Annotated in this window: 11 protein-coding genes and 1 riboswitch; of the genes, 9 read left to right on the top strand and 2 right to left on the bottom strand. The window is 60.1% G+C overall.

Annotated elements, in window-relative coordinates; translation table 11 throughout:
• Window positions 1-33: 33 nt before the first annotated feature.
• Entirely contained in the window at window positions 34-378 is a 345-nt protein-coding gene (locus AC07UR_RS22890) for a cupin domain-containing protein (RefSeq protein WP_173419660.1), read from the top strand.
• An 8-nt stretch (window positions 379-386) separates the two neighbouring features.
• Here the strand turns inward: AC07UR_RS22890 and AC07UR_RS22885 are convergent, their stop codons facing one another.
• Complete coding sequence (locus AC07UR_RS22885) at window positions 387-872, bottom strand: MarR family winged helix-turn-helix transcriptional regulator (RefSeq protein ID WP_209791240.1); 486 nt, start codon at window positions 870-872, stop codon at window positions 387-389.
• Window positions 873-999: 127 nt separating this feature from the next.
• Here AC07UR_RS22885 and AC07UR_RS22880 point away from each other — a divergent pair, with 127 nt between their 5' ends.
• Window positions 1,000-1,815 (top strand): SDR family NAD(P)-dependent oxidoreductase, encoded by an 816-nt coding sequence (locus AC07UR_RS22880; protein WP_209791241.1) that lies wholly within the window; start codon window positions 1,000-1,002, stop codon window positions 1,813-1,815.
• Between the two features lie 99 nt (window positions 1,816-1,914).
• Here AC07UR_RS22880 and AC07UR_RS22875 read toward each other — a convergent pair whose 3' ends face one another.
• Window positions 1,915-3,162: a cytochrome P450 gene (locus tag AC07UR_RS22875; protein WP_209791242.1), complete on the bottom strand. Its 1,248-nt coding sequence runs from the start codon at window positions 3,160-3,162 to the stop codon at window positions 1,915-1,917.
• Window positions 3,163-3,419: 257 nt separating this feature from the next.
• Between AC07UR_RS22875 and AC07UR_RS22870 the strand changes: the two genes are divergently transcribed.
• The 7 genes from AC07UR_RS22870 (at window position 3,420) to hupB (ending at window position 12,552) form a co-directional block, all read left to right on the top strand.
• On the top strand, window positions 3,420-4,067 hold the full coding sequence (locus tag AC07UR_RS22870; protein WP_209791243.1) for a VOC family protein: 648 nt from the start codon (window positions 3,420-3,422) through the stop codon (window positions 4,065-4,067).
• A gap of 256 nt (window positions 4,068-4,323) precedes the next feature.
• Entirely contained in the window at window positions 4,324-5,181 is an 858-nt protein-coding gene (locus AC07UR_RS22865) for an endonuclease/exonuclease/phosphatase family protein (RefSeq protein ID WP_115421323.1), read from the top strand.
• Window positions 5,182-5,203: 22 nt separating this feature from the next.
• Window positions 5,204-6,763 carry a phospholipase D family protein gene (locus tag AC07UR_RS22860; protein ID WP_209791244.1) on the top strand — a complete coding sequence of 520 codons (1,560 nt, stop codon included), beginning with the start codon at window positions 5,204-5,206 and terminating at the stop codon, window positions 6,761-6,763.
• 290 nt (window positions 6,764-7,053) lie between these two features.
• Window positions 7,054-7,686 (top strand): ATP-dependent Clp endopeptidase proteolytic subunit ClpP, encoded by a 633-nt coding sequence (clpP, locus tag AC07UR_RS22855; protein ID WP_025426569.1) that lies wholly within the window; start codon window positions 7,054-7,056, stop codon window positions 7,684-7,686.
• Window positions 7,687-7,979: 293 nt separating this feature from the next.
• Window positions 7,980-9,257 (top strand): ATP-dependent Clp protease ATP-binding subunit ClpX, encoded by a 1,278-nt coding sequence (gene clpX / locus AC07UR_RS22850; protein ID WP_053247031.1) that lies wholly within the window; start codon window positions 7,980-7,982, stop codon window positions 9,255-9,257.
• Window positions 9,258-9,634: 377 nt separating this feature from the next.
• Entirely contained in the window at window positions 9,635-12,055 is a 2,421-nt protein-coding gene (gene lon / locus AC07UR_RS22845) for an endopeptidase La (RefSeq protein WP_173419666.1), read from the top strand.
• A 221-nt stretch (window positions 12,056-12,276) separates the two neighbouring features.
• Window positions 12,277-12,552 carry a DNA-binding protein HupB gene (hupB, locus tag AC07UR_RS22840; RefSeq protein WP_034803616.1) on the top strand — a complete coding sequence of 92 codons (276 nt, stop codon included), beginning with the start codon at window positions 12,277-12,279 and terminating at the stop codon, window positions 12,550-12,552.
• Window positions 12,553-12,674: 122 nt separating this feature from the next.
• Window positions 12,675-12,825, top strand: a riboswitch (FMN riboswitch).
• Window positions 12,826-12,840 lie beyond the last annotated feature (15 nt).

Below are 12,840 nucleotides of genomic sequence, written 5' to 3'. Positions count from 1 at the left end.
GGTTGCTCCGTCTCCTCATGGAGCTGGTGCCTGATGGTGAAGATGAAAAAATTCGACCTGGCGACGGTCGAGCCCGAAGTCGGAGAGCCCGCCGCGGACCGCCTGATCGCCGGCACGCCCCGGTTTCGGACCTGGAACGTCGAAGAGGCCGATGGTGGCCTTTATGCTGGCGTCTGGGAATCGACGCCCGGCAAATGGCGGATTGTCTACGACGAGTGGGAATACTTCCATATCCTGTCCGGCTACTCGGTCGTAACCGAGGACGGCGGTGAGGCCGTGCATCTGCGCGCCGGCGACAGCATGATCCTCAGGCCCGGTTTCAAGGGGACGTGGGAGGTCGTAGAAACCACCCGCAAGGATTACGTCATTCGCCTCTGATCAAGCCGCTATCCCTTTGCACCCGACTCGGTGTCATCAGATGCACGGGTGAAGGCTTCGGCAAACGACGCTTCCGAGATTCCGTTCAGCGCGCGCCGCAGCGCTTCGGCTTCCGGTTTGCCGAGGGCATTTTCGAAGCGCGCCTGCGCCTTGCGCCAGAGAACCGTCATCTCCTGCTGCTTCTTCAGGCCGAACGGCGTCAGCTGAACGCGCTTCACCCGCCTGTCCGACGCGTCGGGCACAAGCTCCACGTAACCATCGCGGATCAGCGGTTTCAGCGTGTGACCAAGCGCCGATAGATCCATCACCAGGAGATCCGCGAGCGTGCGCAGCGAGGCATTTTTGCTGTGGGCGATCTGGCTGAGCAGCGAATATTGCGTACCGCGCAATCCGCTTGGTGCGAGCACATCCTCATAGAGCTGACCCAATTGGCGTGAGGCGCGTTTCAATGCGCTGTTGGTGCAGAAGTCCCAGACCTTCGGCGTGTCATCCATCGTTTTCTCCGTCGCGGCCGTGGCGCCCGTTTTCGACTTTGGTAGCGCCACTCTTGCGCAGCGTCCAGTTTGCTGTATATTTAGTGGCATATACCACTAAATTGAAATCGGAACAAGGAAACCGACAATGAGTGCAGTGGAGAAAAAGGGTAAGGCGCTGGTGACGGGCGCGTCTTCGGGCATCGGCGCGACTTATGCGGACCGGCTGGCACAGCGCGGCCACGACCTGGTTCTGGTGGCGCGCGACGAAAAGCGTCTTTCCGATCTCGCCGCAAATTTGTCAGCGCAATACGGCGTGACGGTCGATGTGCTGAAGGCGGACCTGACGCTACGGGATGACGTAAGGGCGGTCGAGAAGCGGCTGCGCGACGACGCGGCAATCGAACTCCTCGTCAACAATGCCGGGATCGGGCCGAAGGGGCCGTTGCTCGCCGACGACCTGGACTATCTCGAAGCCATGATCGAGTTGAACGTCGTTGCCGTGAACCGGTTGGCGGTTGCCGCCGCCCAGACATTCGCGGAACGCGGCAGGGGAGCGATCATCAATATTGCCTCCGTCGTGGCGCTGGTGCCCGAGCGGTTCAACGGCACATACAATGCGAGCAAGGCCTTCGTGCTGAACCTGACGCAGTCGATCAACGCGGAAGCTTCCGGCAAGGGCGTCAAGGTTCAGGCGGTGTTGCCCGGTCTGACCCGAACCGAGATCTTCGATCGCGCCGGCGGCTCGATCGACCGGCTCGATCCGTCGATGGTGATGGACGTCACCGATCTCGTCGATGCGGCGCTTGCCGGTTTCGATCGGGGAGAGTTGATCACAATTCCATCGCTGCCCGACGCTGACGACTGGGACGCCTTCACCAAGGCGCGCCTGGTCCTGGCGCCTAATCTTTCGCATGACAGGCCGGCTGCCCGCTACGGTGTCGAGCGAGCACAGGCGGTCTGACGCTCAAGCGGGGTCGCTCCCCAAACTGGTCTGGTTTCAAACGGCTTCGGCGATGTCGTCGAAGCCGTTTGTTTTTCACGAACGGGGCAGCGCAAACCGTCACCAGGCGAGGTCCAGCCGCTCAAGTCCATGGAAATGGAAACTGTCCCGTTCCTCGGGTTCATGCTTTAGCCGCATCCCGGGCAACCGCTGAAACAGGATCGGCAGCGACAGGTTGAGTTCGAGGCGGGCGAGCGGCGCCCCAATGCAAAAATGCAGGCCCGCACCGAACGAGACGTTGGCGCCCTCATTGCGCATGGGGTTGAAGTGGAGTGGGTCACTGAATTTTCGGGGATCGACATTGGCAGCGCCAAGCAACAAACCGATCTTGTCTCCTTTGCGCAGCGAAATCCTGTCGTCGAGATCGAGATCCAATAGCGCGTAGCGCTGGAAGATATGCAGCGGTGCCGCAAATCTCAGGCATTCCTCGACCGCAAGCGCGGTCGTCGCCTCGGTTGAGAACAGATCTTTGGGCGCGTGGCCCGACTGCAGGATCGTTCTGACCGCGTTGCCGATCTGATGCACGGTCGCCTCGTGGCCGGCGTTGAGAAGCAGCGCCGCCGTGGAGATCAGTTCCGCCTCAGACAGTCGCTCGCCGTCCTTCTCCGACGTGATCATATGCGTCAGGAGGTCGTCTGCCGGCGCGCGGCGCTTCTCGGCGATGATGGTCCTGAGGTAGTCGGCGAAGTCGGCGGATGCCTGGTTGGCGTCGAGCTCGGTTTCGTGGCTCGGGTTGAAGACGTACATACGCACAATGCGATGCGACCAGTCGAGAAGATTTGGTGTGGCCTCGACTGGGATGCCGAGCATGCGGGCGATGATGGTGACCGGGATTGTTTCCGCGTAGGTCTTCAGCAGCTCGACTTCGCCGTCACGCTCGAAGCCATCGATTGTCGAGTGCGACAGCCGTTCGATATCCGGCCGTAATTGCTCGATCTGCCTGGAGACGAAGGCGCGGTTGACGAGCGTGCGCAGTCGGGTGTGGGCTGGCGGTTCCAATTCCAGCAGCGAATGCTCCTCGAGTGCGTCGAAATCCCTCAAATGTGCTTTGGGTGACGGTATGCCCAATTCTTCGCGTGTGGCCACGTGCAGGATCTGCCGTCCAAAACGCCGGTCGCGCAGCAACGCGTTCACCTGGTCGTAGCCCGCGAAATACCATTGCTCACGCTCATTCCAGTAAAATGCCGGACAATGCGCATGGATCTCGGCATAGGCCGACGATGGCGAACGATAGAAATCCGGATTGTGTACGTCGATCGAAACGCGCCGCTCGGCGCGGTCGATGCTGATGGCGGGCTTAGGTGGCATGGCGCTGGCTCTTTGCAAGGCGGGGACGGCGACCATTTGTAAGGGTGGCGTGGTTCCGCCTGCAAGAGCACAAGTTGTATCGGATTGGCGACCAACGACGCTGCCAGGCGGTCGTCGCAGTCTGCCTTCGACTTGTGGTGTCGCTGCGTTGACAAAATGGCTTACTGCGGGTCAATCTTATGTCGCTGAGTAGGGCGCATCGGTGCAAGGTCGAAAGGGCAACGCCCACCTACGGTAGATAGACCCTCGTTGCGCCCATGCCGAACCTCGAAAACCTCAAGAAGCAGGCCAAACAGTATCTGAGATGGCATCGCGACGGATATTTTCCGGTTGCGGCCGAGATCAGGGCTGCTTTGCCGCGCTTTCGCGATCTGGATGACCGGGAGATTTTGAAGGCGGACTTCAAGCTCGCCGACGCCCAGGAACTTGTCGCGCGCCAGATGGGTTTTGACGGCTGGCAGGCGCTCAAATCAGGAGCCCTGACAATGACCACGCAAGCGAAACAACAAGCACCGCGCCCTGTTCTGCGATCGACCTCGGCACAATTGTTTGTCGCCGACATCAAGGCGTCTTGCGACTTCTTCACGGACAAGCTCGGCTTTGCCGTCGACTTCGTCTATGGCGACCCGCCCTTTTATGGTCAGGTGAAGCGCGACAATGCGTTGCTCGCCTTGCGACTGGTCTGCGAGCCCGTCTTCGTCGGCGACGTCAGGGAGCGCGAGCATCTGCTTTCCGCGTCGCTGACCGTTGCCACGTCGCACGAAATCAAGCGCCTGTTCCTCGACTATCAAGCGGCCGGGGTGCGCTTTCATCACGTCTTGCGGACGGAGCCGTGGGGCGCGCGAAACTTCATCGTCCTTGATCCCGACGGCAACCTGATCCTGTTTTCTGGCCCTGTGGATTGACGGATCGCATTTGCGCGACGGCGTGCGGCAATCGCTCGCCTTCGCCTTCCAGCCTTAAGAACAAGGCGGATATCGTTCTACGGCTGGAGCTTGGGGCAGCAATAAGGGCTGAGTTTTCGAGTGATTGTGTGCACGTCATGCTGTTCGAAAAGCCTTGTTATCGCCCTTCGGCGCGGAACAAGTTTTCGTCTGAAACCTTTTTCAGTGGCGTCTGGCGACCTATTTGCGCATGATGCGGCAGCAAGCAGGGAGCGGCATGGCAAAAAACCAGACCAGTCTATCGGCGGGCATCGTAGCGGCAATCCGCAAGCGGCGACCCACTGTCGTCAGCCGTGAGGCGGCGGTCAGCCGCGGTGATATCGTCATCGCTTCCTATAACATCCACAAATGCGTCGGCACCGACGGCCGCTTTGACCCGGGGCGTACAGCCCAGGTCATCAGCGAGCTCGGCGCCGATATCGTCGCCCTTCAGGAGGCTGACCAGCGCTTCGGTGAGCGTGCCGGGCTGCTCGACCTCGAGCACCTGCGACGCGAGGCGCATCTGGTATCTGTTCCGATCTCCGGCTTTTCCACAAAAGGGCATGGCTGGCACGGCAACGTGCTGCTTCTGCGTGAGGGTGCGGTTTCCGATGTTCAGCAATTGAAGCTGCCGGGCGTCGAGCCGCGCGGAGCGCTCGTGGTCGATCTGGACCTCAAGATGGGTCCCTTGCGCGTGATCGCGGCCCATCTCGGATTGTTGCGGCACTCCCGCGCCCAGCAGGCCGAGGCGATCATCGAGGCGGCATCCGATGCGGGCGGGCGACCGACCTTGCTGATCGGCGATCTCAACGAGTGGCGCATGGGCAAACGCTCGTCACTGTCCTTCCTCAGCCCGGTGTTCGACCCGTCGCATGCAACGGTCGCGAGCTTTCCTTCCCGTTTTCCGCTGTTGCCGCTCGATCGCGTTCTCGGTAATCCCCATAGCCTGGTGACGTCGGTCGCCGTGCATGATTCTCCACTGGCCCGCGTCGCTTCCGATCATTTGCCGGTCAAGGCATCGATCGATCTGAAGGTCGGCAAGCGGGAAGACCATAACAACGAACGGATTGAAGTGAGCCGGGCCGGATCGGTCTGAGACACTTTCTGGCGGGCAGGTGATGTTGTCCTTTGTCATTGTTGCCGTTGTCGCCATCGGCGGCGCGTTCGGCGCAGCGATCCTCTATGTCTACGGCCGCTTCGGTCGGCGTCCGCACGGAGACCCGTCTTCAGCGCTTCCCGTCGCCGAGGCCGAGACCGAACTGGACCGAGCCATCTTTCCATTGCTTGGTACCCACGCCGGAACGAACGGCATATCGCTCGTCTCAGACAACATCGAAGCTTTCGTCGTCAGGGCGCATGCAGCGCGAAGGGCCGGACGAAGCCTCGATTTGCAGTACTACTATTGGAAGGACGACCTGACCGGTCTCCTGCTCACACGGGAAATCCTGGCGGCAGCGGATCGCGGCGTCCACGTCCGCTTGCTGCTCGACGATATCAATGCCGGCATCCACGACCGGATGTGCATCGCGCTCGATGCCCATGCGAACATTGAAGTGAGACTCTTCAATCCCAGCCGTGCCCGCACCGACCGCATCCGCCGCGGTTTCGAGATGGCCATCCGCGCCTTCAGCGCCACGCGCCGGATGCACAACAAGCTGTGGGTTGCCGATGCGCGTGTGGCGATCGCCGGCGGCCGCAATATTGGTGACGCCTATTTCGATGCGGCAGAGCTTTCGAACTTTCGTGACCTCGATGTCTGGATGATCGGGCCGGTGGTCGAGCAGGCATCGGCAATGTTCGATCGCTATTGGAACAGTACATCCGTGTTGCCGATCGGCAAGTTGCGCACCCCGCGCAAACAATACCTGCCGGCCCTTAGGGACGCGCTCGACGCGCATGCGCGAACACCCGCCGCTCGTTTCTATCTGGAGCGCGTGGCCGATGTGATGGGGGGCGAGGCGTCCTTTAGCGGATCGAAGGCGCTGCATTGGATCGACGATGTCCGTCTTAAGGCCGATCCGCCCGAGAAGGCCCTGATGCAGAAGCGGCAGAACTGGCTGCTGCGCGAACTCTTCCCCCTAATCCAGGCGGCAAAGAGGGATCTGCGCATCATCTCGCCATACTTTATTCCCGGCACCGCCGGGACACGCGAACTGACGGCTCTGGTGAAGAATGGCGCGCGGGTGGCGGTGCTCACCAACTCGCTGGCCGCCACCGACGTGGCCGCCGTTCACGGCGGCTATGTGAAATATCGTCGAAGCCTCGTTCGCGCCGGCATCGAGCTCTTCGAACTGAAAGAGCAGGGCGATGCCGTCGAAAGCCATCGCATGTCCCTGTTCGGCCGGCGCAATGCCAGCCTTCACAGCAAGGCCTTTGTCGTCGATGGTCTCAACGGCTTCGTCGGTTCGATGAACTTCGATCCGCGGTCGGCATCGCTGAATACCGAGATGGGCGTGGTTTTTACGGATGCCGCGCTTGCGGGTGAACTCGTGAAGATGTTTGAGGAGGAGACGGCGCCTTCCGTCAGTTACCGGCTCGGCCTCGAAGGCACGCGGCTTGTCTGGCACGACCGGTCCAACGGGACAGAGCGATTGTTACGGGGCGAGCCGGATGCCAGTCTGCTGCGGCGCTTCATCGCTGGGCTCATTCGCATCCTGCCGATCGAATCTCAGCTCTGACGTCGCTGCCAGCGTGCACGGGTTTACCGTTCGTTTACCGAGCGGCGGCGAATGCTGTGCGCAAAGCGCAAAAGCCAAGGCGCCGGCGAAGGCGTTGGCGAAAAAATGTTCTATCAGCAATCACGTGTGGAGGAGTTCTGTTCTTAGGCTGGAAGGGCGCCGCCGATTAAGGTTATCGGACGTTCGCGACTTGAAGTGAAGGGTGTTGACACTCTATGTAGGAGCAGAAGGCTAATCCTGTGATTCCCGGCTCGCAAAGGTTTTGCGGGCCCGATTGATGAAGGTTCGATATGAGAAATCCAGTTGATACCGCCATGGCGCTGGTGCCGATGGTTGTGGAGCAGACCAACCGCGGCGAACGTTCCTACGATATCTTTTCGCGCCTTCTGAAAGAGCGCATCATCTTCCTGACCGGTCCGGTCGAAGATCAGATGGCGACGCTCGTCTGCGCCCAGCTTCTTTTCCTTGAAGCGGAAAATCCGAAAAAGGAAATCGCGCTTTACATCAATTCTCCGGGCGGCGTCGTTACCGCTGGCATGGCGATCTACGACACCATGCAGTTCATCAAGCCGGCTGTTTCGACGCTCTGCATCGGCCAGGCCGCCTCGATGGGCTCGCTTCTGCTGGCTGCCGGCCACAAGGACATGCGTTTCGCCACCCCGAATTCGCGCATCATGGTTCATCAGCCGTCCGGCGGTTTCCAGGGCCAGGCCTCCGACATCGAGCGCCACGCTAAGGACATCCTCAAGATGAAGCGTCGCCTCAACGAGGTTTACGTCAAGCATTGCGGCCGGACCTACGAAGAGGTTGAACAGACGCTCGATCGCGACCATTTCATGAGTTCCGACGAGGCGCTCGACTGGGGTCTGATCGACAAGGTCATCACGTCGCGCGAAGCGATCGAGGCTGCAGAGCAGGCGTGATGGCGCGCTTTTGTGTCACGATAGATGCAATTGTGACACAATTGTAATAGTGAAAGGGCTTTATCGAGGGGGTAAAGCCGCTAAGATGAACCCTTAATGCTATGTTGAGCTGTGAAGGCATAGGGTTCAGAGTTAGGTGGGAGAGTCGTTGCGGCCGAATCTTGGGCAAAATGCCCTGATACGGTGGGTACTCCCGGAAGCCCTCTTAATGCAGCGCAGATCTTTGCGCGGGGCGAATTGAGTGGTCCGTGGTATCTTTTCGAGGATATCCGGCGTGCTGGAAGGAAATGGAAATGAGCAAGGTCAGCGGTAGCAACGGCGGTGACTCGAAGAATACGCTTTATTGTTCGTTTTGCGGCAAGAGCCAGCACGAAGTCCGCAAGCTGATTGCCGGACCGACGGTTTTCATCTGCGATGAATGCGTCGAGCTCTGCATGGACATCATTCGCGAAGAGAACAAGACCTCGATGGTCAAGTCCCGCGATGGTGTTCCTACCCCCCAGGAAATCATCAAGGTCCTCGACGAGTACGTCATCGGCCAGCAGCAGGCGAAGCGCATCCTGTCGGTCGCCGTGCACAATCACTACAAGCGCCTGGCCCACGCGGCCAAGGGCAGCGATGTGGAGTTGGCGAAGTCGAACATCATGCTCGTCGGCCCGACCGGTTGCGGCAAGACCTATCTCGCGCAGACGCTTGCGCGCATCATTGACGTGCCCTTCACGATGGCTGACGCAACGACGTTGACGGAAGCCGGCTATGTCGGTGAAGACGTCGAAAACATCATCCTGAAGCTGCTTCAGGCTGCCGACTACAACGTCGAGCGCGCCCAGCGCGGCATCGTCTACATCGACGAAGTCGACAAGATCTCGCGCAAGTCCGACAACCCGTCGATCACCCGTGACGTTTCGGGCGAGGGCGTGCAGCAGGCGCTGCTGAAGATCATGGAGGGCACCGTCGCCTCCGTGCCGCCGCAGGGTGGCCGCAAGCATCCGCAGCAGGAATTCCTGCAGGTGGATACGACTAACATCCTGTTCATCTGCGGCGGTGCATTCGCCGGCCTCGACAAGATCATTTCCGCCCGCGGCGAGAAGACATCGATCGGTTTCGGCGCAACGGTCCGTTCACCCGAAGATCGCCGCGTCGGCGAGGTTCTGCGCGAGCTGGAGCCGGAAGACCTGGTCAAGTTCGGCCTCATCCCGGAATTCATCGGACGTCTGCCGGTTCTGGCGACGCTCGAAGACCTGGACGAAGACGCGCTGATCCAGATCCTGTCCGAGCCGAAGAACGCTCTTATCAAGCAGTACCAGCGGCTGTTCGAGATGGAAGACGTCGAGCTGACCTTCCACGAGGACGCGCTGCGCGAGATCGCCCGTCGCGCCATCGTGCGCAAGACCGGCGCACGTGGCCTGCGCTCGATCATGGAAAAGATCCTGCTCGACACGATGTTCGAGCTGCCGACGCTCGAAGGCGTCCGCGAAGTCGTGATTTCCGACGAGGTGGTGAAGGGTGCAGCACGGCCGCTCTACATCTATTCCGAGCGCTCGGAAGAGAAGACCAACGTCTCGGCCTAAGCGCGAAGCACAGATCAGATTTGAAAAAGCCCGCCTCGTGCGGGCTTTTTCATGACCCCACACTTAGTTGTTGAGATGGCTTCTGCGGCGCGAGATTTAACAATTCGGTTGTTGCTAAAGTGTCTTAACAACGCAATGATGTGACGATTCAGTAACGGGCCTCGGCCGTTGCGCACCCTTGAAGCCTCGTTTTCCGTCGCAAGGTACGCAACAGCAATAAAGCGTAGTCAGAAGGACCCGGCCAATGATGGTGGATGTCGCGTCGAGCCTTGAAAAGGACTCTCTAGCACTCCACTTTCATGTGGAAAACATGACAACCGGGAGTGCCGCTGTGGCTCCCGGGAACGGGCCCGAAATCGGGACGGAAAGGAAATGACATGACGAGCAAAACGTCTCCGGCGACCGAAAGCGCGACCTATCCGGTCTTGCCGCTTCGCGACATTGTAGTCTTCCCGCACATGATCGTGCCGCTTTTCGTCGGCCGTGAGAAGTCCATCCGTGCGCTAGAAGAAGTCATGGGGACCGACAAGCAGATCATGCTTGCCACCCAGATCAACGCGACGGACGACGATCCGGAACCCTCCGCGATCTACCAGGTAGGCACGATTGCCAATGTTCTGCAGCTGCTGAAGCTGCCCGACGGCACCGTCAAGGTGCTGGTCGAAGGGCGCACGCGCGCCAAGATCGACAACTACACGCCGCGTGAAGAATTCTATGAAGCGACAGCACAGGCGCTCGACGAGCCGGAGGAAGACCCGGTTGAGATCGAGGCGCTCAGCCGCTCGGTCGTCTCCGAATTCGAAAGCTACGTGAAGCTCAACAAGAAGATCTCTCCTGAGGTCGTCGGCGTCGCGAGCCAGATCGAAGATTATTCGAAGCTTGCCGACACGGTCGCTTCGCATCTGTCGATCAAGATCGTCGAGAAACAGGAAATGCTGGAAACCACCAGCGTGAAGATGCGTCTCGAAAAGGCGCTCGGCTTCATGGAAGGTGAGATCTCCGTCTTGCAGGTGGAAAAGCGTATCCGCTCGCGCGTCAAGCGCCAGATGGAGAAGACCCAGCGCGAGTACTACCTCAACGAACAGATGAAGGCGATCCAGAAGGAACTCGGCGACGGCGAAGACGGCCGCGACGAGATGGCCGAAATCGAAGAGCGCATCGCCAAGACCAAGCTCTCGAAAGAAGCGCGCGAAAAGGCTGATGCGGAGCTGAAGAAGCTGCGCCAGATGAGCCCGATGTCGGCGGAAGCAACCGTCGTGCGCAACTATCTGGATTGGCTGCTGGGCATGCCGTGGGGCAAAAAGTCCAAGATCAAGACCGACCTGAACCATGCCGAGGAAGTGCTCAACGTCGATCACTTCGGCCTCGACAAGGTCAAGGAACGCATCGTCGAGTACCTGGCCGTTCAGGCGCGTTCGACGAAGATCAAGGGCCCGATCCTGTGCCTCGTTGGCCCTCCGGGCGTCGGCAAGACCTCGCTTGCCAAGTCGATCGCCAAGGCGACCGGCCGTGAGTACGTGCGCATGGCGCTGGGTGGCGTTCGTGACGAAGCGGAAATCCGCGGTCACCGCCGCACCTACATCGGTTCGATGCCCGGCAAGGTCGTCCAGTCGATGAAGAAGGCAAAGAAGTCCAACCCGCTCTTCCTGTTCGACGAGATCGACAAGATGGGCCAGGACTTCCGCGGCGACCCGTCGTCGGCCCTCTTGGAGGTGCTGGATCCGGAACAGAACTCGACCTTCATGGACCACTACCTGGAAGTCGAATACGATCTGTCCAACGTGATGTTCATCACCACGGCGAACACGCTGAACATTCCGGCGCCGCTGATGGACCGCATGGAAGTGATCCGCATTGCCGGCTACACCGAAGAGGAAAAGCTGGAGATCGCCAAGCGGCACCTGCTGCCGAAGGCGATCCGCGATCATGCGCTGCAGCCGAAGGAGTTTTCGGTCACCGACGGTGCGCTGATGGCGATCATCCAGACCTACACGCGTGAAGCGGGCGTTCGTAACTTCGAGCGCGAACTGATGAAGCTCGCCCGCAAGGCTGTGACCGAGATCATCAAGGGCAAGGCCAAGTCCGTAGCCGTCACCGCTGAAAACATCCCGGATTACCTGGGCGTGCCGCGGTACCGGCACGGTGAAGCCGAGCGCGACGATCAGGTTGGCGTGGTCACAGGACTTGCCTGGACAGAGGTCGGCGGCGAACTGCTGACGATCGAAGGCGTCATGATGCCCGGCAAGGGCCGCATGACCGTTACAGGCAACCTGCGTGACGTGATGAAGGAATCGATTTCTGCGGCGGCGTCTTACGTCCGTTCGCGCGCGATCGACTTCGGCATCGAGCCGCCGCTGTTCGACAAGCGCGACATCCACGTGCACTTGCCGGAAGGCGCGACGCCCAAGGATGGCCCGTCGGCCGGTGTTGCCATGGCAACGGCGATCGTCTCCGTGATGACCGGTATTCCGATCTCCAAGGATGTGGCGATGACGGGTGAAATCACCCTTCGCGGCCGCGTGCTGCCGATCGGCGGTCTGAAGGAAAAGCTGCTGGCTGCCGTCCGCGGCGGCATCAAGAAGGTGCTGATCCCTGAGGAGAATGCCAAGGATCTGGCCGAGATTCCGGACAACGTGAAGAACGTGCTGGAGATCATCCCGGTCTCGCGGATGGGCGAAGTGCTCGAACACGCTCTCATCCGCGTCCCGGAGCCGATCGAATGGGACCCGGCAAATGAGCCGGCAACCGTCGCTGCGGTTGATTCGCAGGACGAAGCGGGCGCTTCCATCGCCCACTGATCGACAGGGCTGGCGGGCGCAATTTTGCTCGTCTCAGGCTCATTTGGCAGAAAAACAAGGAAGACCGGCCCCTGGCCGGTCTTTTTTGTTGTAAAAGCATGCCGCAAGCCTTGCATTCCAAGGGATTAGGCGCAATTGGGAATGGCAAGACGCGGGCGATGCGCAAGCCGCCGCGGCTTAAAAACACAGTCGTTTCGAACCATTTTGAAAGGGGTGGAAACATGAACAAAAATGAGCTCGTGTCTGCCGTTGCTGAGAAGGCCGGACTTTCCAAGACCGACGCATCTTCCGCAGTTGATGCAGTTTTCGAGACCATCCAGGCTGAACTGAAGAACGGTGGCGACATTCGCCTCGTCGGTTTCGGCAACTTCTCCGTTTCGCGTCGCGAAGCCTCCAAGGGCCGCAACCCGTCCACGGGCGCTGAAGTTGACATCCCGGCACGTAACGTTCCGAAGTTCACGGCCGGCAAGGGCCTGAAGGATGCCGTTAACGGCTGATAAGTTTGCTTGACGGCCGGATACGAGGCCGGCAGTCCAAGTCTTGAAGGGTTCGGCTCACGCCGGACCCTTCTGCATTTTCGGGTGGCCTTGCAGCAGCGCAGGCTTTGGTCTACGGCTCAGCCTGTTCTCAGGGCGGGGTGAAAGTCCCCACCGGCGGTAAGGGCTTCGGCTCAAGCCCGCGAGCACTTCCAGCCTTTGTGGGCTGGAAGGATAGCAGATCCGGTGCAATTCCGGAGCCGACGGTCACAGTCCGGATGAAAGAGAATGATCGTGGATGCGAAGGGC

The sequence above is a fragment of the Ensifer sp. GW821-FHT05G01 genome (assembly GCF_059419585.1).
Note: the sequence above shows the minus strand (reverse complement) of the source record. Positions and strands in the feature narration are given on the sequence as shown.

What these genes read in the sequence shown, in the direction of transcription:
- clpX (WP_053247031.1), top strand. Translation starts at nt 7,980, where the DNA reads ATGAGCAAGGTCAGCGGTAGCAACGGCGGTGACTCGAAGAATACGCTT.
- AC07UR_RS22875 (WP_209791242.1), bottom strand. Translation starts at nt 3,162, where the DNA reads ATGCCACCTAAGCCCGCCATCAGCATCGACCGCGCCGAGCGGCGCGTT.
- AC07UR_RS22860 (WP_209791244.1), top strand. Translation starts at nt 5,204, where the DNA reads ATGTTGTCCTTTGTCATTGTTGCCGTTGTCGCCATCGGCGGCGCGTTC.
- clpP (WP_025426569.1), top strand. Translation starts at nt 7,054, where the DNA reads ATGAGAAATCCAGTTGATACCGCCATGGCGCTGGTGCCGATGGTTGTG.
- AC07UR_RS22885 (WP_209791240.1), bottom strand. Translation starts at nt 872, where the DNA reads ATGGATGACACGCCGAAGGTCTGGGACTTCTGCACCAACAGCGCATTG.
- lon (WP_173419666.1), top strand. Translation starts at nt 9,635, where the DNA reads ATGACGAGCAAAACGTCTCCGGCGACCGAAAGCGCGACCTATCCGGTC.
- hupB (WP_034803616.1), top strand. Translation starts at nt 12,277, where the DNA reads ATGAACAAAAATGAGCTCGTGTCTGCCGTTGCTGAGAAGGCCGGACTT.
- AC07UR_RS22870 (WP_209791243.1), top strand. Translation starts at nt 3,420, where the DNA reads ATGCCGAACCTCGAAAACCTCAAGAAGCAGGCCAAACAGTATCTGAGA.
- AC07UR_RS22880 (WP_209791241.1), top strand. Translation starts at nt 1,000, where the DNA reads ATGAGTGCAGTGGAGAAAAAGGGTAAGGCGCTGGTGACGGGCGCGTCT.
- AC07UR_RS22865 (WP_115421323.1), top strand. Translation starts at nt 4,324, where the DNA reads ATGGCAAAAAACCAGACCAGTCTATCGGCGGGCATCGTAGCGGCAATC.
- AC07UR_RS22890 (WP_173419660.1), top strand. Translation starts at nt 34, where the DNA reads ATGGTGAAGATGAAAAAATTCGACCTGGCGACGGTCGAGCCCGAAGTC.